Origin of the sequence: Sphingomonas sp. CARO-RG-8B-R24-01 (assembly GCF_022662295.1) — a bacterium.
Taxonomy (GTDB): domain Bacteria; phylum Pseudomonadota; class Alphaproteobacteria; order Sphingomonadales; family Sphingomonadaceae; genus Sphingomonas.
Map to the genome: position 1 here is coordinate 102804 of NZ_JAKNQI010000004.1, position 24065 is coordinate 126868.

The window sequence follows — 24065 nt, forward strand, 5'->3', positions numbered from 1 at the left end:
ACAGCGACTTCGGACCGACAGGGTGTGGGGTTTTCGACAGCGACATACCTGCCTCTGGCAAAGCCTGCAGTCCGACCGTAGCTCCGGGAGCCGCCGCGTGACCGCTCTGCCGGAGAGCTGCAAGCTGATCGACCTGAAGGTGCGCGGCGATGCGCGGGGCAGTCTGATCGCGATCGAACAGGGACCGGAATTGCCATTCGCGGTCCAGCGGGTTTATTATATCTACGGAACGGTTGCAGACACGGCGCGCGGATTCCATGCGCATCATGCGTTGCAACAGCTCGCAATTTGCGTGGCGGGATCGTGTACGATGGTCGTCGACGACGGGTCGCAGCGCTGCGAGGTCTTGCTCGATCGACCCGATCGCGGCTTGCAGATCGGTTCGCCGATCTGGCGCGAGATGCATGATTTCAGCCCGGACTGCGTACTGCTCGTACTGGCCAGCGAGCCCTATGACGAAGCCGACTATATCCGCGATTATCAGGCATTCCGCCAGATCGTCGGGCGAGGATCCGGAGACATGTCATGACCGTTCCGTTCCTCGACCTCGCAGCGGCCTATACCAGCGTCAAACCGGAAATGGACGAAGCGGTCGCCCGCATCCTCGATTCCGGCTGGTTCATCGGCGGCCCTGAAGTAGAGCGGTTCGAACGGATGTTCGCGGCGGCGTGCCAGGCGGACCATTGTGTCGGGGTCGGCAATGGCCTCGATGCGCTGCACCTATTGCTGCGCGCCGCCGGAATCGGCCCGGGCGACGAAGTGATCGTGGCGAGCAATACCTTCATCGCGACCTGGTTGGCCGTCGACATGGTGGGCGCGACCATCGTCGCGGTGGAACCCGATCCCGCGACCCACAATCTGGATGTTGCCCGGGTAGAGCGGGCGATCACCGAACGTACGCGCGCGGTTCTCGTCACGCATCTGTATGGCCAGCCAGCCGATCTCGATCCACTGCTCGAAATCTGTCGCCGGCATGGCATCAAACTGTTCGAGGATGCCGCGCAAGCGCATGGCGCCCGGTACAAGGGGCACCCGATCGGCGGGCATGGCGACGGTGTGGCCTGGAGCTTCTACCCTAGCAAGAATCTCGGAGCGCTGGGAGATGGCGGTGCGGTGACGTGCAACGATGCCCAACTCGCGGCGCGCGTTCGTACGCTCGGCAATTACGGTTCGGAGCGGCGCTACGTCAACGCAGAGCGTGGGGTCAATTCGCGGCTCGATCCGCTTCATGCCGCCGCGCTCGCCGTGAAGCTGCCGCTGCTCGACGCGTGGAACGATCATCGTCGCGCGATTGCGGCCCGGTATCTGGCGGCGCTGGCCGACACCGGCCTGATCCTGCCGCACGTCCCGAACTGGGCCGACCCGGTCTGGCACCTGTTCGTCGTGCGATCGCAGGACCGTGACGGCTTGCAGGCCTATCTTGCCGCGCAGGGCATCCAGACGCTGATCCATTACCCGATCCCGCCGCATCGCCAGCAGGCCTATGCCGACAGCGCGGCGGCGCAGGCGGACCTGCCGATCGCCGAGCGTCTGGCCGGCGAGATCCTGAGCTTGCCGATCGGGCCGCACATGCCGTTCGAGCAGGTGGATACGGTCATCGCCGCGATCCGGGATTGGTCCGCGGCTTGAGCGACGCCAAGGCTTCCTATCGTCAAATCCTGAAGTCGACGTCGATCGTCGGGGGTGCGACGGTCGGCTCGCTGGTCTTCGGCCTCGCGCGCAGCAAGGCGATCGCGCTTCTGGCAGGCCCCGCCGGTATCGGCCTGTTCGGGGTGCTCAATACCTTGTTCATGACCGGAACCGCCATTGCCGGACTGAACCTCTGGGCAAGCGGCGTCCGTCAGGTCGGATCGACGCCGCCCGACAGTGTCGAACGCGCCCGCGCCGTCACTGCCTTGTGGATCTTTGCATGGCTGGCGACGATCGTCGGCGGTTCGGTGTTTTGGGCGTTCGAGCGCTTCTATTACGTCCCCGCCACGCCAGCGCTGAAGAACGAGCTCGACTTTCCCTGGATCGCGCTTGCCGTCGCGCTCAATACCTTGAACAGCGTTCAGCTGATCCTGCTCCAGGTTTCCGGACGAATTGGGGCGATCGCCTATATCCGTCTGCTCGGGGCCATGCTTTCCGCGATCGTCGCAATCCTCGCGGTCTATATGCTGGGTGTCTTGGGCCTGTACGTTGCCATAGTGGCCGTGCCCGTCTCGGGAATTGCCCTGACCCTCCTCTTCTCGCGCAGCCTGGAACGGTCGCCGTGGCAAGGGTTCGGCGGCTGGATCCTCACGGAATGGCGCGGTCTGGTGGTGATGGGGCTCGGACTTGCCATCGCCAATTTCATTACCAGCATCAGCCAGTTGACGCTTCGGTCCGTGATCACGGCACAGGACGGACTCGGGGCGGCGGGATTGTTCCAGGCATCCTGGACGCTGTCGAACGTCAACCTTACGATCGTATTGTCGGCGATGGTGGTCGACTATTACCCCCGTTTGACCGCCGTCATCCGGTCTCCGCAAGCCATCGCCGAAATCATGAATCAGCAGATCCGGATCGGCTTGCTGTTCCTTGGGCCGGTTCTGACGCTAGCGGTAGGGTTTGCCCCGCTGATCGTCCTAGTCTTGTACAGCAGCAGCTTTTCGGGCGCTGCGTCGATCCTGCAATGGCAAATCGTCGGCGACGTCTTCAAGCTGCATGCATGGGCGATCGGTTTCGTCCTCCTGGCCATCAATACCACGAGCGGATACGTCCTGGCCGGTCTCGCGTTTGATCTTTCGATCGTGGGACTGGTCTGGGCCCTCTACCCTCTCCTCGGCCTGGAAAGCGCAGGGATCGGGTATGTCATTGCCCAGCTTCTGGCCGTCACCGTCTCGGCGACCCTGGTCGGGCGGCACGGCATTCGGATCGACCGGGATATCCTGGTCTGGGCGATCGTTCTGGCAGCCGGGCTGGCGGCCTTGGTCGTCGTTTCGCACTGGTCGATGGCCGCGGGCATGCTCGCCAGCCTGGCGGCATGCGGCGTGACCCTGGCGATCGCATGGCGTGAGGTTCACCGAATGGAATTGCCCTTGCCGTCCTGGCTCGATCGCCGGTTACGCCCCGGAGCGGTGCGATGACGGCCGATGCGGAACGCGCCCGGCCCAGCGTGACGCTGTGCATCCTGTGCTTCAACCAGGAACAGCATGTCGGCGCCGCGCTCGACGCCGCCTTGCGCCAGACCGGGGATCCGATCGAGATCATCGTCAGCGACGATGGCTCGAGCGACGACACGCTGGCCGTCGCACGCGCGGTGGCGGCGCGGTACCGCGGACCGCACAGCGTCATCGTTCGCCAGACCCCGCGCAATCTTGGGACGCTGCATCACCTGTTCGATGTTGCGGAGCTCGCAACCGGCGCCTTGTTGGTCGTGGCCGCCGGCGACGACATGTCGCTGCCGGAACGCGCCGAGACGCTAGCGCGGACATGGCAGCGCGCACCGAGCAGCGCCGTTTTTTCGGCCTACCAAATCATCGACGACAACGGCGTGGTCATCGATCCGCATCACCGGTTTGACGATTCCTGGCTGCCGCTGCACGATTATTTCCCCGGGCGAGACCTCGTGTCGATCCATGGCGCTTCATCGGCCTATCAACGCGACCGGTTGCTCGCCTTGCCGCGGCCGGCGACCCGCGTCCTGTTCGAGGATACGTGGCTGACCCTGATCCTGACCCTGTTGGGCCAGACGATCGCCTATGTCGACCAACCGCTCGTATCCTATCGGCAGCACGATGGCTCCGCCACGAACTATGGCACGCGCAGCCGCGTCCTGAAATCCGATGTCATCGCGGCCGATCAGCAGAACTACCGACGGGCGGCGTTCTATCGGGACGCGGTGCAGTCGTTCAGGGATCAAGTGGTCGCCTCGGGCCATGCCGGCACCGTCGCAATGACGATCGTCGATCGCGACCTTGCCTTCTATGACGCGCAAGCGGCCTGGTCCTCGCTACGGTGGCGCGCGAAACTCGCTGCAACGATGCGTGCGCGTCAGCCATGGATGCGGCAATGGGCCGCAGTGCGTCTGCTGAGCCCCGGGGTGCGGGCAACGATCGCCCGTGGACAGCAATTCGTCCGTACCGGACCAGCCCGATGAGAACCTTGTTCGTAACCTGGGACGGCCCGCAGGTTAGCTATGTCGAAAGTCTTTTCGTACCTATTTTCGAGGGCCTTGCCGCTCACGGCTATCCGGTGGACATCCTCCAATTCCGGTGGGGTGACGCTGCCCAGGAGGAAAAGGTTCGGTCCGTCTGCACGGCGAGCGGCATCGGGTATCGCGCGCGACCGATCTGGCGTGGCGTCGGTGGCCTTGGCCCCTTTGCAACGGCCCTTGCCGGCGGGCGGGCGATCACCGCTGCGGCGCGCCATTTCGGCTCGGATCTCGTCATGCCCCGCAGCTTGATGCCAGCGCTCGCAACGCTTGCGGCCCGGGGGCTCGATCGTCCGATCGTTTTCGATGCCGACGGCCTGCAGGCCGACGAACGCGTCGATTTCGCCGGTTTGAGGCCCGAGGGTGCTGTGTACCGGATCCTGCGCGATGTGGAAGCGCAGATCATCAGGCGCTCGACGGCGGTGCTGGCGCGATCCCCCCGCGCGTGCGACATTCTCCTGGCCCGCGCCGGCCCGCCGGTGGGAAGCCAACGATTTCATATCGTCACGAACGGGCGGGACGTCGCGGCCTTCCACCCCGGCGATGCCACGACGCGCCTGGCCGTTCGCGACGAACTGGGGTTGCCCGCGGATGCAACGGTGTTGGTCTACGCCGGGTCGGTCGGACCACAATACCGACTTGACCAAGCGGCGGACCTGCTCCGCCACGTTCGCCAGCGTGACCACGCCGCGCGGCTGCTCGTGCTGTCCGGGTCGCCGGCGGACGCCGCGTCCGCCCTGGCTGCGGCAGGATGCGTGGACGGGACCTTTACCATCATGCGAAGCGCGCCGGCCGATGTACCCCGCTATCTCGCGGCGGCAGATGTCGGTATCGCGTTCCGTACGCCCAGCTTCTCCATGCAGGCAGTGGCGCCCGTCAAAGTCGCCGAATATCTGCTGTGCGGGCTGCCGGTCATTGGCAATCCCGAAATCGGGGACAACCGCGCGGCCTCGAGCGCCGGTGTCTTCTTCGACAGTGCCGCTGGCAATGCCGCGGGCGCAGACTGGGTCATCGACCGCGTCCGCGCCGATCGATCCGCCCTGCGGGATACGGCCCGGCGCATCGGAGTCGAGCATTGCTCGCTGGATCGCGCCGTGCGCGATTATCTTGGCGTGCTGCGGGACATCCGCGGTTCAGAGCATACCAGCGGACAATCGCCGTCCCTTGGATGAAGCATGATGTGGCAACGAGGAATGACCCAGTGATACACGCGCTCGCATGTGTTCAGGACTGCAGTATCGGGGAAGGCACAACCGTTTGGCAGTTCGCCGTCGTGTTGGCCGGCGCCCGGATCGGCTGTAACTGCAATCTCAACGCCCATACGCTGGTGGAGGGCGGCGCCGTGCTGGGTGACCGTGTTACGCTGAAAAGCGGCGTCTACGTGTGGGATGGCATCGTCCTCGAGGACGATGTCTTCTGCGGCCCAAATGCGACCTTCACCAACGACAAACGGCCCCGGTCAAAAGTTCATCCGGAATCTTATCCGCGAACGGTGGTAAAGCGGGGGGCGAGCATCGGCGCGGGCGCGATCATTCTGCCCGGGCTGGTCATCGGCGAACGCGCGATGATCGGGGCCGGTGCCGTGGTTACGCGCGACGTCGCCGATGACGCGGTTGTCATCGGCAATCCAGCAGCGCCGCTACAGGATCGAAGCGGGCGGTAACCGGGTCGCCGCGCGCGACGTACGAACGTCGGTCCTCCATTGCTTGAGCCGCGCGCGCCACGACTGCGGAATTGCCGACAGCACCAGGTGACGGCTATTGCGGACGGCGAACTCCAGCATGGGAGAGGGATTACGGCGCCGCTGCGCAAGCGTCCGGTACGCGCGCCACGACATGCGATGTTTTCCAACACCCGCCGCTGCGCGCCCCATGCCCGCATAAAACCCGTCTTCCATCGCCCGATATTCGGTGGGCGTGAACCGATCGCGATACTTGGCGAGCGTCTTGAACGGGTCATCGAAGAACAGTTCGACCTTGCTGCCCAAGCTGTCGGGCGCCGCCGTCTTCACCATCAGGGGACTTGGGTCGTACCGAAACTCATACCCTTGCGCTGCGACCGCCGCGTAGAAATCGAGATCCTCGCCAACCAGGGTTTCATCGAAGCCGCCCGTTCGGTCATAGGCTTCCCGCCTGACCATCACGCTGGAGGCGATTGCCGTCACGCCGCGCGCAATCAATTGTCGCAGGCATGCCCCTTCGGCGGGCACGTAACTACCGGTCAGAAGCACCGCATCGCCGGCCAGCGTCTCGTCATAGCCGTTGCAATGAACTGCCCCTACCTCCGGTGGACCTTGCTCGAACAGGGCGACCTGCCGCGCCAGTTTTTCCGGCAGGAAACGGTCGTCGGACGCCAAGATGGCAATGTATTTGCCGTGCGCATGCCGAATAGCTTCGTTGAGGGTCGACGCCACCCCGCCGTTCGGCTTGGTCAGCATGGTGAACGCGCCCCCCGTCTCCTGGTGGACACGTTCGATCACTGCCAGCGTGGCATCGGGCGAGCCGTCGTCCACGACGATCAACTCGACCGGATGGTAGGTCTGATCGAGCACGCTACGGATCGACCGCTCGACAAAATCCTGATGATTATAGGCGGGGATGACCACGCTGACGAGCGGCTGCGCCGGGTCCATCGTCACTGCGGCCCCCTCTCGCGGGTCGCGGGTAGCATCGCCGCAGGGGTAATGACGAAGACGCCGCGAAGGATGTTCCATCCTGTACCGGCCAAGCTAACTGACATGAACGGTCCCCGCCGTTGCCCGTGACCTGACGGTCGGAAAGCTGCCCTTATCGGTCATCGCGAAGACGCACAAGAACACCCGCTCGTGTCCTTCCCCATGCCCCTGCGCCATTGCGGTCGGGGCCGCGACATGCGAAGCGAACGGGCTCCCGACACGAGCAGAGAATAACCATGTGTGGCGTCGCAGGAGCGATCTTCGGTTCGAGGACGGCTCGCTTCCCGGTTGAGCTGATGACGCGGCCGCTCGCGCATCGCGGCCCCGACGATTCCGGGCGGTGGGAGGATGTCGACGCCGGCATTGTGCTCGGGCATCGCCGCCTCGCGATCGTCGACCTGTCGCCGCTTGGCCACCAGCCGATGGCGTCGGACGACGGGCGCTGGATGATCGCGTTCAACGGCGAGATCTACAACCACCGTGCGATCCGCGCCGAGCTCGACGCGGCCGGGCGCGGCGCGCAGTGGCGCGGGCATAGCGACACCGAGACGCTGGTCGCCGCGATCGCCGCCTGGGGGCTGGAGGCGACGCTGCCGCGCTGCGTCGGCATGTTCGCGATCGCGCTGTGGGACCGGCGCGACCGCGTGCTGCATCTCGCGCGCGACCGGTTCGGTGAAAAGCCGCTGTATTACGGCTGGGTTGGCGGCGACTTCCTGTTCGGATCCGAACTCAAGGCGCTGCGCGCGCACCCGCGCTTCGCCAATCCGGTCGACCGCGATGCGCTCGGCGCGTTTGCGGCGCGCACCTACGTGCCGGCCCCGCGCTCGATCTACCGCGACATCTACAAGCTCGAACAGGGCTGCATCCTGTCGGTCGTGCCCGAGGCGGCGGGGGTCGCGCCGGGCGCACCGCCGGCGGAAGGGCGCAGCGGCGGGCTGACCCTGACGCGCTACTGGTCGTATCGCGACGTGCTGGCGGCGGGCGCCGCCGATCCGATCGGCACCGAGGAGGACGCGATCACCGCGCTCGACGATGCGCTAGGCGCGGCGATCGCGGGACAGGCGATGGCGGACGTCCCGGTCGGCGCGTTCCTGTCGGGCGGGATCGATTCGTCGAGCGTCGTCGCCTTGTACCAGCGCCACTCGGCAACCCCGGTGCGGACCTTCTCGATCGGCTTCGAGGAAGCCGGCTTCAACGAGGCCGAATATGCCAAGGAGGTCGCGCGGCATTTCGGCACGATCCACAACGAGCGCTACGTCTCGGTCGCGGAGACGCGCGACGTCATCCCGCAGCTGCCCGCGATGTATGACGAACCGTTCGCCGATTCCTCGCAGATCCCGACGCATCTGGTCAGCCGGTTCGCCAAGGAACAGGTCACGGTCGCGCTGTCCGGCGATGGCGGGGACGAGCTGTTCGCGGGCTACAACCGCCATTTCGCCGCGCCGCAGCTGTGGGATCGGCTGAGCCTCCTCCCGCGCCCGCTCCGCGCCGCGGCGAGCGCCCCGCTCAGCCGACTTCCGCCGCGCCTGTGGAACGCGCTGCCGGGGAACCGCCCCCCGCATTTCGGCGCGAAGATCCAGAAGGCGTTGCGCGTCGCCGGGGGCGCGCGGCGCTTCGACGACGTCTATACGAGCTTTCTCGACGAATGGAGCTTCGAGCCGTCGCCCGTGCTGGGGTCACGCGGTGCGGCCGGTTTCGACATGGACGTGTTCCCGGGCGCGCCAGATGCGGTGCGGATGATGTATTGCGATGCGACCAGCTACCTGCCCGACGACATTCTGGTGAAGGTCGATCGCGCGGCGATGGCGGTCAGCCTCGAGACGCGCGTGCCGTTCCTCGACCACCGCGTCGCCGCGGTCGCCGCGCGCATTCCGCTGGCGATGAAGATCAAGGACGGGCGCGGCAAGCACGTGCTGCGCGAGCTGCTCTACCGCCATGCGCCGCGCGCGCTGTTCGAACGGCCGAAGGCCGGGTTCGCGATCCCGATCGGCAGCTGGCTGCGCGGGCCGCTGCGACCGTGGGCAGAAGAGCTGCTCGCCCCGGCGCGGCTCGCTGCCGAGGGCTATTTCGATGCGACTGCGGTGCAGGCACGCTGGCGCGACCATCTGTCGGGTCGGCGCGATGCCACGGCGGCCTTGTGGGCGGTGCTGATGTTCCAGGCGTGGCATGCCGAACAGGAAACCCCAGCGGTGATCGACTGGAAGCAGGCCTCCTGAAACCGGGGGGTAACGGCTTACCCCCTCACCCCGCAACCGGCCGATACAGGAACGGCCGGCGGAACAGCCCCGCGAAATGCACCGGGTTGAACCCGCCGATCGTGATCGTATGCCCCCCCGCCGCGACCAGCCCCGACAGGTCGACGTCCCAGTCACGCCGGTAATCGCCGTTCCACCATGGCTCCGAATAACCACGATGCGCGACGAGCTTGCCGTCGACATACAGCCACGCCTCGTTGAACAGCCCCGGCAGCATCAAATGAAGACTCCGCGCGACGTCCGCCGGGGCGAGATCGATCTGCGTCGCCTCGCAATAGAAGCCGAGGTCGTTCGCCCCGCCCGGGCGCAGCACCCCCTGCCCCTGGAGGTAGAGGTCGCTCCGCACCATCCGCGGCGCGGGCTCCGGCGCGATCCCGCCACGGCACGGCCCCGCCCCACCAACTTCGCCGGTATAGCGCCACCCGGGCGGCACGGGATCGCGCAGCGCGAACGACCAGGCGAGCGGCAGTTTGGCGATCAGCTGTCCCTTGCGCCCGTCGGTCAGCGCGGCGAGCCCCCTCAGTTGCTCCACCTCGCCCGGGAACCACGCCGGGCCGCCGTCGGGTTTCTCGGCCTCGACCCCGACAACGTGCGTGGTGAAGATCGGGCTCAGCGTTGCGAGCTGCTGGCGCGCCGCGAGCGCCTGTTCGCCCGCCCGGACCGCCGCGGCATAATCGCCGCGGGTCGCGCTTGCGTCGATCATCGCGACATAGTTGCGGATCACCTCGAAGCTCAGCCGGGTGAAACGCAGCCGCTGCGCGATCACGTCCGCGTCGCGCCCCGTTGTCCCCTTGGCACTCGTCCCCCTGGCGGTCGCGAACGCCGCCTCGGCCGCGTCGAGCGCGGGGGCAAGTCTTGCGACCAGCGCGGGGGTGTAGATCGCGGGTGCGGCCATCGCCTCATGCTCGGTGACGCCGGTGTCGCGCCACGCGGCGAAGATCGCCCCCCAATAGTCCGCCATCGCGGGCGCGGCGGGGCCGTAGAAGGCGGGGTAGAAGTCCTTGAGCATCGCGCCCACGTCGGCGTTCGGGTCCCACATCAATTGCCCGCGGAAGAACAGGTTGAGGAAGGTCGTCGCATAGGCGCCCCGGCTCTCCGTGCCGATCCCGAGGATCCCGAGCTTCGCGTAATGCCGGACGTCGCGCGCGAACACGTCCTGCGACGGGTCGGGCAGGTCGCGCCACACCAGCATCCCCTGGTCGTAATCGTAGATCGCCAGCCGCCCGTCCATCACCTTCGCCCAGCGATCGACCATCGCGCCATACGCCTGGCGTGGCGGGGAACGCGGGTCGTCGATCGCATGGTTGGGGTCGATGTCGATCGGCGCGATCCACATCGCGAGGTTGGGCTCGGCCTTGGTCACGATCCGCGGCGGGAGCGTCACGTTGACATAGGCGAGCCCGCCGATCAGCGCCTTGCTGTCGGGGGCGTCGTGCCGCAGCGTCGCGGCGACGCGGTTGTAGAGCGTCATCATCGCATCGGTCAGCGACGGGCGCAGCATGTAGCGGTCGTATTCGGTGACGAGCGCGCGGTCGCCCGGGTCGTCATTCTGGTAGCGCCCGTCCGCGATCGCGAGCGAGACCGACGTGCCCTTGCGGTACGAAGGCGCGATCTTCGTGACGATATGCCGTGCGGTCGCTTCCGCCGAGAAGGGCACGTTGAACGCGGTCCCGCCCGGCGGAGCAATGTCCGTGGTATAGGCGTCGAGCGCCTGCCCGTTACCGGGCAGGCGCGCGAGCGACATGAAATTGCGGTGCCGGAACTCTTCCGCCCCGTCCTCGCTGCCGTTCCACGCGGTCCAGTAATGGCGGATCTCGAAGGGCGGCGCGTAAGCGAAGGACAGCGTGCCGACGCTGAGGTCGCGGTGCTGCGGCACGACCTCGCCGAACGCGGTCGGCAGATACCAGCGGCAGCCCCATTGCTGGAGCAGCCAGGACGCCGCGAAATAGCTCGATTCGTCATTGCTGCCCGCGAGATACAACCGGTTGCCGGCGCGCAGCGCGACGATCGCATCGCCCTGGACGAGCGGATGCGGCTTTGCGGTCGCGGTGAGCCGGGCCGCGACCCGCCGGTCCGCCGCGACCGCCGCCTTGCCAAGCACGATCGCGCCGTCGTGCGCGCCCGCCGGGAGCGTCGCGACGATCTGCGGCATGGCACCGGTCATCAGGCCGATATATTTCTGCAGGTCGCTGCCTGCGCGCTTCTCCCACGGGCCTGCATCGGGCGCGACCACGATCACCGCGAGCGCCGTGCCGTCATGCGTGATCGCCAGATCGTCCGCGCCGTGGCGCCCCGCCAGCTGCGCGAGCGCAGGCTGCGGCAGCACGAGCGCAGCCGCCATCATGGCCAGTCGCCGCAGCAGACCGCGAGAACCGGACGATGACCGTGCAGCGTCTTGCTTCATCATCGCCGGGTCCGTTCCTGTTCTATGGTGCGGCTGTGATATCGGGCGCAGATCCAGGCGGATAGCCCTCCATGCTGGGTTGATGCCGCTGCGAATGCCGTGTGGGCCGTCATCCCGCTTGCCGATCCGCTCTCTCCTTCTCTACGAGGCGCAACCCGGTCTATGGGTGGGATGATCGGCGGACACCGATCGAAAGGAAATCGGCATGATCACGGACACCGGCCCGACGACCTATGATTTTGTAACGCGCGGCGCCTGTCCTGGCTGTGGATCACCCGACGTGCGGAAATTGTACGAGACGCCGTTTTCCGAGGGCGGCATCGGAACGTTCGTACGGGATTACTACGGCGTCGATCCGCTCCGTCTGGCTGACGGTCGGTATCGGCTTGAGCGCTGCCGGGCCTGCGGACTGACCTTTCAGGGAGATGTCGGAGGCAATGCCCTGCTTTCCGATCTCTACACCTATTGGGTCGAGGAACCGGGCAACCCGGATCAGGACATCGCAAGCTATCGCGAAGACATCAATGCCATCCCGCTCTCGCGCGATGCGCATGAAATCATGGCTGCGGCCTCTTTCCTCGGAAAACCGCTGAAGGATCTGCGAACCCTCGATTACGGCATGGGCTGGGCCTTGTGGCCGCGTATCGCGGTCGCGTTGGGCTGCCAGTCCTATGGCAGCGACCTGTCCGAACCGCGCATGGAATTCGCTCGGCACCATAAGGTGAAATCCGTCACCGACGATGAAATCTCGACGTTGCAATTCGACTTCATCAACACCGAACAGGTATTCGAGCATGTCATTGAACCGCTTGCGCTGCTGCGTCGGCTGAAACAGTCGCTGTCGCCGGGTGGAATCGTGAAGATATCGGTTCCATCCGGCGACGCGGCCGATGCCATCATCACCTCGCTGGAACAGGGAACCTACGCGGGAGACTATGCGAGCATCATTCCCGTCCAGCCATTGGAACATGTCAACACTTATACATACGGGTCGTTGGAAGCCATGGCGGCGGCGGCAGGTCTTGAGATCGTTACCCCCGGCCTCTGGCACCTGTTTGCGTTCCTGCGCCATCGCAACACCTTGGCCCTCACCCGTCCACGCAAGGTTGCAAAGGAACTCGTGCGGCCCTTGTACCAGCGCCGCGATCCCAAGAACCTGTTCGTGTGGCTGCGCCACAAGGCGTAACACCATCCGCTTGCCGACCCGCCCCCTCCTTCTCTACGAGGCCCCGCATCAACAGGAGTGATCGCATGCGGATTCTCGTCACTGGCGTCGCCGGGTTCATCGGTTTCAACGTCGCGCGGGTGCTGCTCGCGCGCGGCGATACCGTGATCGGCATCGACAGCCTCAACGCCTATTACGACGTTACGCTCAAGCACGCGCGGCTCGCGCTGCTGGCCGAATCCGGCGAGGCGTTCACCTTTGCGCAGGTCGACTTCTCCGATCATGAAGCGCTCGACGGTGCGCTGGACGGCCAGCAGTTCGACCGCATCGTCCATCTCGGCGCGCAGGCCGGGGTGCGCTACTCGATCGAGAATCCGCGCGCCTATCTGCAGTCCAACCTTGCGGGGCATCTCAACCTGCTCGAGGTCGCGCGGCACCGGAAGGTCGAGCAGATGGTCTATGCCTCCTCCTCCTCGGTCTATGGCGGCAACGACACGCTCCCGTTCCGCGTCGAGGACCGCGTCGACCAGCCGCTGTCGCTCTACGCCGCGACCAAGAAGGCGGACGAGTTGATGAGCGAGACCTATGCGCACCTCTACCGGCTGCCGCAGACGGGGCTGCGCTTCTTCACCGTTTATGGCCCGTGGGGCCGCCCCGACATGGCGATGTGGCTGTTCACCAAGGCGATCTACGAGGGGCGCCCGATCGACGTGTTCGGCGAGGGGCGGATGCGGCGCGACTTCACCTATATCGACGACATCGTCAGCGGGATCGTCGCCTGCCTCGACAATCCGCCCGCCGACGACGGCATGGTCAAGGCCGGCGGCAGTATCAGCCCGCACCGCATCTACAATATCGGCAACAGCCGGTCGGAGGATCTGGGCGAGATGATCTCGCTGATCGAGCAGGCCTGCGGCAAGCCGGCGGAACGCCGCCTGCTGCCGATGCAACCCGGCGACGTGCGCGATACGTTCGCCGACATCAGCGCGATCCAGCGCGACCTCGGATACGAACCGCGTACCACCATCGTGGAAGGCGTTCCCCGATTCGTGGCCTGGTATCGCGCGTATCACGGACTGTGATCAGGACCACGAAGTGTTGCAGCGCGGCAACGCCGGGCGAAAAAAGTGGCGTCCTTGCGCCCGAGGCCCCTGCGTCCGCCGCGCTTCGTTAAAATAAGTGTGGAACTCTATACCCTTAATTGGGTTAGCTGGGATCGGGCAGTCGTCGAAGCACGCGGTTGTCACACGTCGTTTTTTGGGGACTGGACAATTCATGTCCAGTGACTATAGCGGCTCACAAGTTCGGAACTGGTTGGTTCTGGAGGGAGATGAACATGAAATTTAAGGGTCTCTACACGGCATTCGCGGCGGCCTCGCTGATCGCGGCGCCAACGTTGGCAGCGGCCGCTCCGGTGGCTACGCCACTGACGCAGCCGGCAGGTGAAACCGTTGACGGCGACAACGCCCTCGCCGGTTCGAGCCTGATCATCGCAATCCTCGCCGTTGGCGCGATTGCTGGTGGTATCGTTGCTGCAGCAAGCAACAACGACAGCCCCACCAGCCCGTAAGCCTTACGGCTTTCAGCTAGAAAAGGGGTCGCTCGACACTGTCGGGCGGCCCCTTTTTTATTGTGAGCACGGCTTTTGTGCTCAATAGAAACCCATGCCCTTGCCGACGTCCGCCCTGTTGACCGCGCTTGTCTGGAGCGTGCCGCCCGGCGACCTTCAGAGCGCGAATCGCACGACCGTGCAGGCACCCCCCGCGGCCACGCTCGCGCTGGCCGGGCGGGAACAGGATGGCAGGGTGGCCACGCTCGCCTTCCGACTCGCGCTCGCCGGTCGCTCCCGCTGTACGGCGCAAGTGCCGATCCATGGCCTGGTGTTGCAGCATCTTTCCCAATTTGCCCAAGCCGATCGCGCCGGCGTGATCGCTGCAATTCCGCTCGATCGCGGACCGGGCGTGATCGCGCTGGTACCGGGCAGTCCAGCCGCGGTGGCGGGCATTCAGCCCGGCGACATCCTGCTGGCAATCGACGGTGTCGCACTCCCCGCCGAATCGGGGCTTGCCGCCCCCTTCAGCGCAACCCGGGCGCATGATCGTGCCGATGCGATCGACGATCTGTTGGCGCAGGTCCAGCCGCTCACGCTGATGCTGCTGCGGGACAACCGTACGGTGGCCGTGCGCATGGCCGCGCTGCTCGCCTGCCCCTCGCGGGTCTATCTGGCGCGGTCCGGACAGCACAATGCCTATGCCGACGGGCGGCATGTCTTCCTGACGACCGGCTTGCTGTCCCTGCTGCACAATGACGACGAGCTGGCGTTCATCATCGCGCATGAGATGGCGCACAACATCCTTGGCCACGCTGCCCTCATGCGCAGCGGCGCCGTCGGCAAAGGCATTGGCCGAACTTTCGGAAAAAGCGGCGCGATCATCCGGCGGACCGAAAGCGAGGCCGATTCGCTCGGCGCGACGATCATGCTCGACGCCGGGCTCGATCCCGTTCGCGGCGCCGCGATCCTGCAACGACTCGGCGGCGCCGACCTGGGAATCGCGTTGCTGGCATCGCATGAACCAACGGGACAGCGGCTGGCGGCCATCGCGGCGGTTGCAGCGGCGCATCGCCATCCGTGATGCAGCGGGATTACTATCAAATTCTGGGCGTCACCCAAAACGCGTCGCCGCACGCGATCCGCGCGGCGTTCGTTCGGCTGAGCAAGCGCTACCACCCGGACATGCCCGGAAGCGAAAGCGGGCTGCAATCACGGCTGCACGACGTACAGCAGGCCTATCACTGCCTGTCCGACACCAACGCCCGCGCGCTGCACGATCGCATGCTCGATGAAAGCCGGCGGCTCCACATGGCGCAGCAACGTGCGGTCCAACGCCGGCTATGGCGGTATGATCGCCGTCACCCGCATCCGACGCCTAGGGTTTACCGGCGCGGTCGCTGGCGTGTGGGGCTGATCGTTGCCGCGCTTCTGGGCCTTATCGTGTTGGCGGCGGTGCAGTTCGGCTGATCATTTGGCGCCAAAGCCCGTCAGCATGATGCCGACGGTCCGCAGCGAAATGAGCAGATCCAGCCAGAACGAGAAGAACTTGATGTAATAGAAATCGTAGTGGAGCTTGACGTGCACGTCGTCGAGCCCGGCGACGTGCCCCTGGTTGACTTGCGCCCATCCGGTGATCCCCGGACGAACGATGTGCCGGTAGGTGTAGAACGGCAGTTCGCTATCATACCAGGCCGACAGCGACATCGCCTCGGGGCGCGGCCCGATCCAGCTCATCTCCCCCCGCAAGATGTTGATGATCTGCGGCAATTCGTCGATTCGCGAGCGGCGCAGAAATCGCCCGACCCGGGTCACGCGCGCATCGCCGTCCAGCGTGATCGCCGATTCGCGCGATTCCCGATCGGCGTCGAGCGGCCGCTCCAGCATGGTTCGGAATTTCAGCATATCGAACGGAATGCCGCGATACCCCATGCGGCGCTGGCGGAACAGGATCGGGCCGGACGAGCTCGCGCGGACCAGCAATGCGACGATGATCAACGGGATCAGCAGAAACGGCAGCACCACGATGCTGGCGAGGAGATCGATCGCGCGCTTCAGGCCGCGATACCCGAGCCCCGGAAGGAGCGAGCCGAAGCTGTTCTCGGACAGATGTTCGATCTGCACGCGGCCGGTCAGCGATTCGCGCAGCTGCTTGGTATGGTACACCGGGATGCCCGCGATCGCCGCCTGCGCAAGCATCCGCTCCCATTCGGGGGAATGGTCGGAGCGCAGATCGGCGACGATCGATGCCGTGGGATCATCCGGCACGACCGGTGCGACCAGCGGAACCCAATCGACCTGGGGTGTATCCTCGACGATTCCGGTGTTGCCAACCGGGACGTAATACATCCGGCGCGCAGCGGCGCGCTGCTCGACATAGCCGAGGAGAAACGCGCTGCCGGTCGTCGCGACATAGCCGGTCAGCAGCATGGACCCGCTGTAATCCAGGCGCGCGGCGAGCAGCACCGCTGCCGCGAGCCCGAACGTCGAGGAGAAAGCAGGGAGAATGAAGCTGAAGGCGCGGGTACCCGGATAGACGGTCACGCGCCGAAGCACGAGAAAAGCCATGACCGCAGCGATCAACGATCCGAGTTGCGTGTTGATCGTGCCCGGCAGGTTCTGCGCCAGCGAACCGAAGGTCACGAGCGGTGCGCCGAGCGGCACGATACCGCCAGCCATCGCGATCAGCAGGAGCGGACTGAACCGACCTACCGTCGGTTGCCGCGTCCGGGTCGACCGCCCGTGATCACTCGTTATCAGCACAAGGCGACCTTATGATAGGGGCGATTGCCCAAATGCAGTACACACGGATCGGTCGTGGCGATCTTGACCTATGCCACAAGCGCTTAACCCGGGATGAGCGCGACCGGCAAGGGACAGATGGTCAAACCGTCCGTCCGATTTCGATGGACTCCCTTGCGCGGACGGGTCAAGCGGCCCGCATGTTCTCGATCGTGCTGGACTGGGAAGCCTTCAAAGACTGGCTTTCCACCACTGTTCATCTCACGCATCATGACCTGCACCTGCTCCTCGGGGTCGGTTTCACGCTGGCGTTCGGATGGATTTTGCGGCGTCCGCTGGGCTCCTGGCTGCCGCTGCTGATCGTGGTTGCGCTGGAGTTGCTGAACGAGACGTCCGATTTCACGCGCTATCACGTTTCGGGGTGGCCGTGGACGCCGTTGCCGACGCTGATCGACATGGCCATCACGATCCTCCCCCCGCTGGCCATCGTGCTCGCGGCGCGCTGGAATTCCGCGCATTTCCAGTATTTCAGAAGGCGCCAGCGAATCATCGTGCAGACCCAAGTCGATGCGGAGTGCCACCGCCGCTGAGCCGAAGCATGGTGCGTGGTGCGTGGCTGCAGCGTCCGTGCCGACCGGCGCGCGGTGCGCGGAAGCACGATCCGGTACCACGCTTCTCCTACCCCTTCCGATCATTCGACATTCTCCGGGTATTTCCCGGGTTTGGCGTTCCGCCCTACCGCGTCATGGGACCGTGCATGAACATCCTGGTCGCCCCGCTCGCTACCGACAGCGCGACGCCTCCATCGGGCGACGCACGTTGGTGGCCGCACGGGCGGGACTGGGGAGTGCTCCTGCTGTACGGGGTCGGCTTCTGGCTGGCGCACGCCGCTGCGCTGCCATGGGGCGGGACGGGTTATTATTCCTTGTGGTTTCCCGCGGCCGGCGTGCGCTTCGCGGTGCTGTGGCGCCGGGGCGTACGAATCACCCCCGCGGTCGCCGTCGTCGAAGTGGTGGCGGACATTCTCAGCGGCGCGGTCGACCCGTTCGGCGCGGATGCCATCACCGTCATCGTCAGCGCGGTTCGGCCGGCGCTGGCGTACGGCATCGCGATCGCGGCGATCCGATGGCTCGCCGGTGGCGCGCGGGCGGCCGTGCTCGCGCCGCCGATGCCCTTCGGTCTCGCGGCGATCGTCGCGCCGATCGCCGCCGCGGTTGCCGCCTTGCCCTGGTCGTTGCTGCGCCCGGACATGTCGGGCGTCGGCGACACGCGCTCGATCGTGCTGTCCCTCACGGGGTTTGCGGTCGGCGACCTGCTCGGGGTGATGATCGTTGCGCCGGCGTTGTTGTGGGCCCTGGGCGTGCTGCGCGGCACGCTGCGATCGCCCCGCCTGCCCCGGATGTCTGCGTTGGCCGAAGCCGTGGCGGTGCTGGGAAGCGCCATCGCCATGGCGCTGTTGCTGGCGCGCGCCGAGCTTGGACTGCAACCGACGCCGTTATTGCTGGCGGTCGCCTGGATCGGATTGCGATTCGGCCGTGGTGCCGCCTGGTGCGCGATCGTGATCGTCGCCGCGCTGGTGCTGCCGCAGACGGCGCGGGATCTTGCCGGCGCGGCGCGGCTGCAACTCCATCTCGGGCTCGCAGCGGTGACGATGGTCGGCTATCTGGCGGGGAGCTTCACCGAGGCGCAGCTGCGGGCGCAGGCGGACCTGGCGCGGCGCGACCGGCTGCTGTTCCAGGCCGAGCGGCTCAAGACACTGCGCGCCATGTCCGTCGCGGTGATCCACGAGATCAGCCAGCCGATCACTACGCTCGCGATCGAGGCGCGACACCTGCATGGTCTTGCGGCGGACGCCTCCCCCGAAATCGCCGAGACAGCTGCCCTGATCGACCGCAAGGCCGCCGCCCTGTCGCTGCTGGTGCGACGGTTGCGCCGATTCGGCGGACGGGCGGTGGACGAACCGTCGCTGCTGCCGGTTGCCGCATTGCTGGAGGATGTCGTCCAGCTGGTCGGTCCCGAGGCCAAGGCAGCACGGATCCGCCTCGAGGTGGCGTCGTGCGATCCGGACCTGCTCGTGCTGGCGCAAGAGGTCGAGCTGGGGCAGGCGGTCGTCAATCTCCTGCGCAATGCCCTGCAGGCGTGCGACGATGGAATCGTCCGCATTGCATGCAGCGCGCAGGCTGGCCGCGTTGCCATCGGCGTGACCAACCGGTGTGCAACCGGGCCGCGCGTGCATGACGGGATGGGAGTAGGCCTGCTCGTCTCGCGCGCGATCGTCGAGGCGCATGGCGGAACGCTCGTTCGCGACGGCAGCGACGGCACCATCCGCCACCAGATCATCCTGCCGCTTGCTGGAGACCCCCTATGATCGACCCCGCTCCCCTGGTGTATGTCGTCGATGACGATCGCGACCTGGGCGCGACGGTGGCGCGCCTGCTCGGTCGCCATGGCTTTGCCGCGGAACCCTTCCTCGATCCTGCGCTGCTGTTGAAGGTCTACGCCGCCGCCCCGGCGCATTGCATCGTCACGGACGTGATGATGGGGGATCTGGATGGCTTCACCTTTGCCGACCGGGTCCGTGCGATCGATCCGGCCGTCGCCATCGTGTTCATGACCGCTTGGCCGACCACTGCCAACGCGGTCGATTCGGTGCGGCGCTATGGCGGCCTCGACTATCTCGAGAAGCCGCTCGACGAGGCCCGCCTGCTGACCGCGGTCGCCGAGGGCGTGGTATGGTCGGCCGGCCGACGGCGGGTGATGCACCGGACCGCGATGCTGTCCCCCCGCGAGCGGGACGTGTTCGAATGGCTGGCGCGCGGCCATTCGAACAAGGAAGTCGCCGCCCAACTCGGCCTCAGCCCCAAGACGATCGAGGATCATCGCGCGGCGATCATCGCGAAGACCGGGGTCAACGGCCTCGCACAGCTGATCGCGCTCGCCCGCTGAGCCCCTGCTTCGGCATGCGGATCCGGATCGACCGGAAGCTGATCGGCGCGAGCCCATGTACGGTGTCGCGCGGTGCCCGGATATACCGCGTCTCGCCCTTCACCGCGACGTGATCCCCGCCGCAATCCGCCATTCGAGGTGGAGCGGCCATTGCCGAAGCGGCGCTTGGGCGGGGCGGCCGGCATGCGCCGACCGCCCCGCCCGATCGCGCCGTTCAGGCGGCGGCGGGAAGCGTCGCCATGTCGATGACGAAGCGATACTTCACGTCGCTCTTCGCCATCCGCTCATAGCCCGTCTCGATGTCCGCCATGGCGATCATCTCGATATCGGCGGTCAGCCCGTGCTGCTGGCAGAAATCGAGCATCTCCTGCGTCTCGGCGATCCCGCCGATCAGCGAGCCCGCGATCGAGCGGCGCTTGAACACCAGATTGCCGACCGATGGCGAGGGGTGCGGATGCTCCGGCACGCCGACCAGCGTCATCGTCCCGTCGCGCTTGAGCAGCGCGGTGAACGCGTCGAGATTGTGGCTCGCCGCAACCGTGTTGAGGATGAAGTCGAAGCTGTTGGCATGGTCCGCCATCGCCGCTTCGTCCTTCGACACGATCAGGTCGGTCGCGCCGAGCCGCTTGGCGTCCTCGCGCTTGTTGGGCGAGGTCGAGAAGACATAGACCTCGGCGCCGAGCGCCGCCGCGATCTTGACCCCCATGTGGCCGAGGCCGCCGAGCCCGACGATGCCGACCTTCTGGCCCGGGCCGACGTTCCAGTGCTTGAGCGGCGAATAGGTGGTGATGCCGGCACAGAGCAGCGGTGCCACCGCGGCCAGATCCTTCTCGTCATGGCCGATCCGCAGCACGAAGCCCTTGTCGACGACGATATGGTCCGAATAGCCGCCGAAGGTATGGCCGCCGAGCACGGGGTCTGGACCGTTGTAGGTCCCGACGAAGCCGGTGGTCTCGCAATATTGCTCCTCGCCGTCCGCGCAGGACGGGCAATGGCCGCAACTGTCGACCATGCAGCCGACGCCGACGACGTCGCCGACCGCGAACTTGGTCACCGCCGTGCCGATCGCGGCGACCCGCCCGACGATCTCGTGGCCGGGAACGCACGGATAGAGCGTCCCGTCCCACTCGCCGCGTGCGGTGTGGAGATCGGAATGGCACACGCCGCAGAACAGGATGTCGATCGCGACGTCGCTCGGCTGCGGATCGCGGCGCTCGAAGGTGAAGGGCGCGAGCGGCGTATCGCTCGATTGCGCGGCATAGCCGCTGGCCATCGTGGTCATGGAAACCTCGTCATCTGGAAAGGGGGGTGACCGTTCGCGTTGTCGACTCGATCGCGGGGGTAACGAAGCAGGCGCCGTTGAGTGCCGTCGATCGCGACACCCGGCACGAAAACGCGGGAAAATGCGGCCCACCGTCCGCTTTCGGCGACGAGCGGCCGGTTGCGCCGTCGAAGCTGCGTATGGCGACGCCGCTACTGGGGAAAATCCGGCCTATCCGTGCATTTGGCGCCACCCGCCCCCACATCGGTCATCGACAACCCTACAGCCCCGGGCGGTGCAGCATGCCAAAGCCGATGAAGATCGATTTCGTTTCCGACGTTTCCTGCCCGTGGTGCATCATCGGATTGCGCGGGCTGGAGCAGGCGCTCGAGCGGACTCGCGACCTGGTCGACGCCGACATCACTTTCCAGCCGTTCGAGCTGAACCCGCAAATGGGCAAGGCCGGCCAGAATATCGGCGAGCATATCGCCGAAAAATATGGCGCGACGCCGGAACAGTCCGCCGCCAACCGCGCCACGATCCGCCAGCGCGCCGCCGATCTCGGCTTCACCATGGCGATGTCCGACACGAGCCGGATCTACAACACCTTTGATGCACATCGGCTGCTGCATTGGGCTGAGGAAGAGGGGAAGCAGGCTGCGCTGAAACATGCGCTGTTCGACGCCTATTTCACCAACCAGCAAGATCCGTCCGACCCCGCGGTGCTGGTCGCGGTGGCCGAGACGGTCGGCCTCGACCCGGTGCAGGCCGCCGAGATCCTGGCGAGCGACCGTTATGCCGCCGAGGTCCGCGCCGCCGAGCAGCTGTGGCAATCGCGCGGCATCCACGCGGTGCCGGCGATCGTCATCAACGACCGCCACCTGATCTCGGGTGGCCAACCCCCCGAAGCCTTTGAACGCGCGATTCGCGAGATCGCCGCCACGGGCTGACCGGCAGTCCGGCGGGCGACGGTCCTCAGCGCGGCCGTCGCTTCGCCATCCGGGAGGCGTTGGCGCTTTCCTCCGCCGCGAGTTTGCGCCAGCTAGCGAACCGTTCCGCCGTCAGCGTTCCGTCGGCGATCCCTGCACGAACCGCACAGTTGGGTTCGACCCCATGCGCGCAGTCCGCGAACCGGCAATCCTGCGCGGCAGCCGCAAAATCGTCGAAGACCTCGGCGATCCCCGCGGCCGCCTCGGCCAGTTGCAGCTCGCGCATGCCGGGCAAGTCGAGCAGCCAGCCTCCCCGCTCCAGTCGGTGAATCTCACGGACAGTGGTGGTGTGGCGGCCGGTTCCGTCGGCGGCCCGCACCGCCTGGGTCTCGATGCTGTCGGAGCCGCGCAACGTGTTGACGAGCGTCGACTTGCCGACGCCCGAGGATCCCAGCAGCGCAACGGTCCGGCCAAAGCCGCACCATCTGGCCAGCCGTGCCACGTCGGACGGATCACGACCGTTGACCGTTTCCACCTGCAAGCCCGGTTCGATCGCACGCGCGGCGTCGGCGAAGACGTCCGGCGCCTCTGCCAGATCGGCCTTGGTCAGCACCACGACCGCCGGGACGCCCACCTCGCGCGCGAGCACCAGATAGCGTTCGAGCCGCGCGACGCTGAAGTCCTGATTGCAGGACGCGACCAGAAACACCGTATCGACATTGGCGGCGATCATCTGTTCCCGGGTCGGATCGCCCGGCGCACGCCGCTTGAACAGGTTGGTCCGTTGCAGGACGCGATGCGGCAGCCCCGTTTCCCGGTCGATCAGCAGCCAGTCGCCGACCGTCGGATGGTCATCGGACGGCGTCGCGCCGGGGATGTGCGGGGTGACGAACTGCGTCGCGGCGGGGCCCATAACCGCGATCTTGCCGCGATGGACCGCCATCACGCGCACGGGCTCATAGTGCAAAAGCTCCGCCGCGGTCGTCTGGCCGCTGAAATGGGCGTTCCAGCCGAGCTCGTCCAAGGTCGCGCCGGTCGATGTCATAGGGCGGGTGCAGTCTCTAGGTCGAACGTCACCCCGCGGCGGCACCGTTCAGATACGGAAGCAGGCGTACGCGCGGGAAAACGGTGTCGAGCGGTTTGGAATCGGGAAGGATATAGACCACGCCGCCCTTCTTGAGGAGCAGCGGGCGCAATTGTTTCGTATAGAAGCGGGTACCCACGTTGATGCATCCGAAACTGATCCGGTTGTCATCCGGGGTCGGCGATAGCAGCCGCGCGACGCGATGTTCCTGCTTGTGCGTGGTTATCACCGCATGCAGCGCGACCGAATTGGCATAATCGACCCACAGCACGCGCTGCTGCCCGAAGGCGCGACCGAATTTCGCGACGAACCGGCCGGCCGGCGTGGTCCGTTCGGCAGGTCCGATGTCGGACAGATTCTTGGCACCCACCCCGGGGGACGAATCATCGCCCACGCCGATACCGAGCAGAACCGGCGTTTCCCCGATGAATTGGCCGTCCGCCGTGAACAGCGACAGCGACGCTGCCTGCTTGTCGATCACGATATAGGGCAGCGCGCCATTGTCATGCTCCGACGCCACCCAGGCGATCACGCGCCGCGCCGCCTCGGACCGCTCCGGGTCGGGGACCGGAACCGCATCCGCGGGTTTTGGCGCGACGGCGGTTTTCGTCTTTGGCTTTGATTTTGCCTTTGGCTTGGTTGCGGTCCTTGCAGCGGGCGCAGCCTTGCCGGAGCGTTGCTGCGATGGCGTCGCGGCCTTCCCCGATGCCTGGACCAAAACCTTGGCGGACAGCGGCGCGGGGCTCACCGGAAGGGCGGTCAGCGCCAGCAAAAACGTCGCGGCCATGCCCATACGGCAACCGACAGGGAACAGGCTGGTCATCACGACGGCCTTGTTCACCAATGCCCGCCACCAATGCAAGCACCTTGCAACGATGCGAG

The 24065-nt window shown here is 66.2% G+C and carries 22 protein-coding genes; 16 read left to right on the forward strand and 6 right to left on the reverse strand.

Going from position 1 to position 24065, the window contains the following annotated elements:
* Positions 1-97 precede the first annotated feature (97 nt).
* Genes L8G49_RS10090 through L8G49_RS21000 form a run of 6 tightly spaced genes read left to right on the forward strand, consistent with a single transcriptional unit; the run spans position 98 to position 5837 of the window.
* Positions 98-529: an FdtA/QdtA family cupin domain-containing protein gene (locus L8G49_RS10090; RefSeq protein ID WP_242138007.1), complete on the forward strand. Its 432-nt coding sequence runs from the start codon at positions 98-100 to the stop codon at positions 527-529.
* Positions 526-1629 (forward strand): DegT/DnrJ/EryC1/StrS family aminotransferase, encoded by a 1104-nt coding sequence (locus L8G49_RS10095; protein WP_242185160.1) that lies wholly within the window; start codon positions 526-528, stop codon positions 1627-1629. The genes L8G49_RS10090 and L8G49_RS10095 overlap by 4 nt, the downstream gene beginning before the upstream one ends.
* The gene (locus tag L8G49_RS10100) at positions 1626-3107 is read left to right on the forward strand and encodes an oligosaccharide flippase family protein (RefSeq protein WP_242185161.1); all 1482 of its coding nucleotides are present in this window, start codon (positions 1626-1628) and stop codon (positions 3105-3107) included. Before L8G49_RS10095 ends, L8G49_RS10100 begins: the two co-directional genes overlap by 4 nt.
* Positions 3104-4120, forward strand: coding sequence for a glycosyltransferase family A protein (locus L8G49_RS10105; RefSeq protein WP_242185162.1), 1017 nt, complete (start codon positions 3104-3106; stop codon positions 4118-4120). Before L8G49_RS10100 ends, L8G49_RS10105 begins: the two co-directional genes overlap by 4 nt.
* Positions 4117-5346 (forward strand): glycosyltransferase, encoded by a 1230-nt coding sequence (locus tag L8G49_RS10110; RefSeq protein WP_242185163.1) that lies wholly within the window; start codon positions 4117-4119, stop codon positions 5344-5346. The genes L8G49_RS10105 and L8G49_RS10110 overlap by 4 nt, the downstream gene beginning before the upstream one ends.
* Before the next feature lie 29 nt (positions 5347-5375).
* Positions 5376-5837 (forward strand): acyltransferase, encoded by a 462-nt coding sequence (locus L8G49_RS21000; protein WP_347272058.1) that lies wholly within the window; start codon positions 5376-5378, stop codon positions 5835-5837.
* Here the strand turns inward: L8G49_RS21000 and L8G49_RS10125 are convergent.
* Positions 5814-6806: a glycosyltransferase family A protein gene (locus tag L8G49_RS10125; RefSeq protein ID WP_242185168.1), complete on the reverse strand. Its 993-nt coding sequence runs from the start codon at positions 6804-6806 to the stop codon at positions 5814-5816. The genes L8G49_RS21000 and L8G49_RS10125 overlap by 24 nt on opposite strands.
* A gap of 278 nt (positions 6807-7084) precedes the next feature.
* Here L8G49_RS10125 and asnB point away from each other — a divergent pair, with 278 nt between their 5' ends.
* On the forward strand, positions 7085-9064 hold the full coding sequence (asnB, locus tag L8G49_RS10130) for an asparagine synthase (glutamine-hydrolyzing) (RefSeq protein ID WP_277923204.1): 1980 nt from the start codon (positions 7085-7087) through the stop codon (positions 9062-9064).
* 25 nt (positions 9065-9089) lie between these two features.
* Here asnB and L8G49_RS10135 read toward each other — a convergent pair whose 3' ends face one another.
* Positions 9090-11510: a DUF4838 domain-containing protein gene (locus L8G49_RS10135; RefSeq protein ID WP_242185179.1), complete on the reverse strand. Its 2421-nt coding sequence runs from the start codon at positions 11508-11510 to the stop codon at positions 9090-9092.
* Positions 11511-11712: 202 nt separating this feature from the next.
* On the opposite strand from L8G49_RS10135, the gene L8G49_RS10140 reads away from it, so the two are divergent.
* The 5 genes from L8G49_RS10140 (at position 11713) to L8G49_RS10160 (ending at position 15691) form a co-directional block, all read left to right on the forward strand.
* Positions 11713-12693, forward strand: coding sequence for a class I SAM-dependent methyltransferase (locus tag L8G49_RS10140; protein WP_242185189.1), 981 nt, complete (start codon positions 11713-11715; stop codon positions 12691-12693).
* Between the two features lie 65 nt (positions 12694-12758).
* A complete protein-coding gene (locus L8G49_RS10145) occupies positions 12759-13754 on the forward strand; it encodes an NAD-dependent epimerase/dehydratase family protein (RefSeq protein ID WP_242185191.1) in 996 nt (331 codons plus the stop codon).
* Between the two features lie 254 nt (positions 13755-14008).
* Positions 14009-14242, forward strand: coding sequence for a hypothetical protein (locus L8G49_RS10150; RefSeq protein WP_242185193.1), 234 nt, complete (start codon positions 14009-14011; stop codon positions 14240-14242).
* Positions 14243-14360: 118 nt separating this feature from the next.
* Positions 14361-15305: a M48 family metalloprotease gene (locus L8G49_RS10155; protein ID WP_242185195.1), complete on the forward strand. Its 945-nt coding sequence runs from the start codon at positions 14361-14363 to the stop codon at positions 15303-15305.
* A complete protein-coding gene (locus tag L8G49_RS10160; protein ID WP_242138018.1) occupies positions 15305-15691 on the forward strand; it encodes a DnaJ domain-containing protein in 387 nt (128 codons plus the stop codon). Before L8G49_RS10155 ends, L8G49_RS10160 begins: the two co-directional genes overlap by 1 nt.
* Here the strand turns inward: L8G49_RS10160 and L8G49_RS10165 are convergent, their stop codons facing one another.
* Complete coding sequence (locus L8G49_RS10165) at positions 15692-16984, reverse strand: sugar transferase (protein ID WP_242138019.1); 1293 nt, start codon at positions 16982-16984, stop codon at positions 15692-15694. It abuts the gene before it with no gap.
* Positions 16985-17163: 179 nt separating this feature from the next.
* On the opposite strand from L8G49_RS10165, the gene L8G49_RS10170 reads away from it, so the two are divergent.
* The 3 genes from L8G49_RS10170 to L8G49_RS10180 all read left to right on the forward strand — a co-directional run bounded on the left by L8G49_RS10170 (position 17164) and on the right by L8G49_RS10180 (position 19909).
* Positions 17164-17553 carry a hypothetical protein gene (locus L8G49_RS10170; RefSeq protein ID WP_242138020.1) on the forward strand — a complete coding sequence of 130 codons (390 nt, stop codon included), beginning with the start codon at positions 17164-17166 and terminating at the stop codon, positions 17551-17553.
* 167 nt (positions 17554-17720) lie between these two features.
* Positions 17721-19331 (forward strand): ATP-binding protein, encoded by a 1611-nt coding sequence (locus tag L8G49_RS10175; RefSeq protein ID WP_242185198.1) that lies wholly within the window; start codon positions 17721-17723, stop codon positions 19329-19331.
* A complete protein-coding gene (locus tag L8G49_RS10180) occupies positions 19328-19909 on the forward strand; it encodes a response regulator (RefSeq protein WP_242185200.1) in 582 nt (193 codons plus the stop codon). The genes L8G49_RS10175 and L8G49_RS10180 overlap by 4 nt, the downstream gene beginning before the upstream one ends.
* A gap of 214 nt (positions 19910-20123) precedes the next feature.
* Here the strand turns inward: L8G49_RS10180 and L8G49_RS10185 are convergent, their stop codons facing one another.
* Positions 20124-21191 carry an NAD(P)-dependent alcohol dehydrogenase gene (locus L8G49_RS10185; RefSeq protein ID WP_277923205.1) on the reverse strand — a complete coding sequence of 356 codons (1068 nt, stop codon included), beginning with the start codon at positions 21189-21191 and terminating at the stop codon, positions 20124-20126.
* Positions 21192-21472: 281 nt separating this feature from the next.
* Here L8G49_RS10185 and L8G49_RS10190 point away from each other — a divergent pair, with 281 nt between their 5' ends.
* Complete coding sequence (locus L8G49_RS10190) at positions 21473-22120, forward strand: DsbA family oxidoreductase (protein WP_242185209.1); 648 nt, start codon at positions 21473-21475, stop codon at positions 22118-22120.
* 25 nt (positions 22121-22145) lie between these two features.
* Here L8G49_RS10190 and rsgA read toward each other — a convergent pair whose 3' ends face one another.
* Both rsgA and L8G49_RS10200 read right to left on the reverse strand, forming a co-directional pair.
* Complete coding sequence (gene rsgA / locus L8G49_RS10195; RefSeq protein WP_242185220.1) at positions 22146-23144, reverse strand: ribosome small subunit-dependent GTPase A; 999 nt, start codon at positions 23142-23144, stop codon at positions 22146-22148.
* 28 nt (positions 23145-23172) lie between these two features.
* On the reverse strand, positions 23173-24024 hold the full coding sequence (locus L8G49_RS10200) for a hypothetical protein (RefSeq protein WP_242185223.1): 852 nt from the start codon (positions 24022-24024) through the stop codon (positions 23173-23175).
* Between the last annotated feature and the right edge of the window lie 41 nt (positions 24025-24065).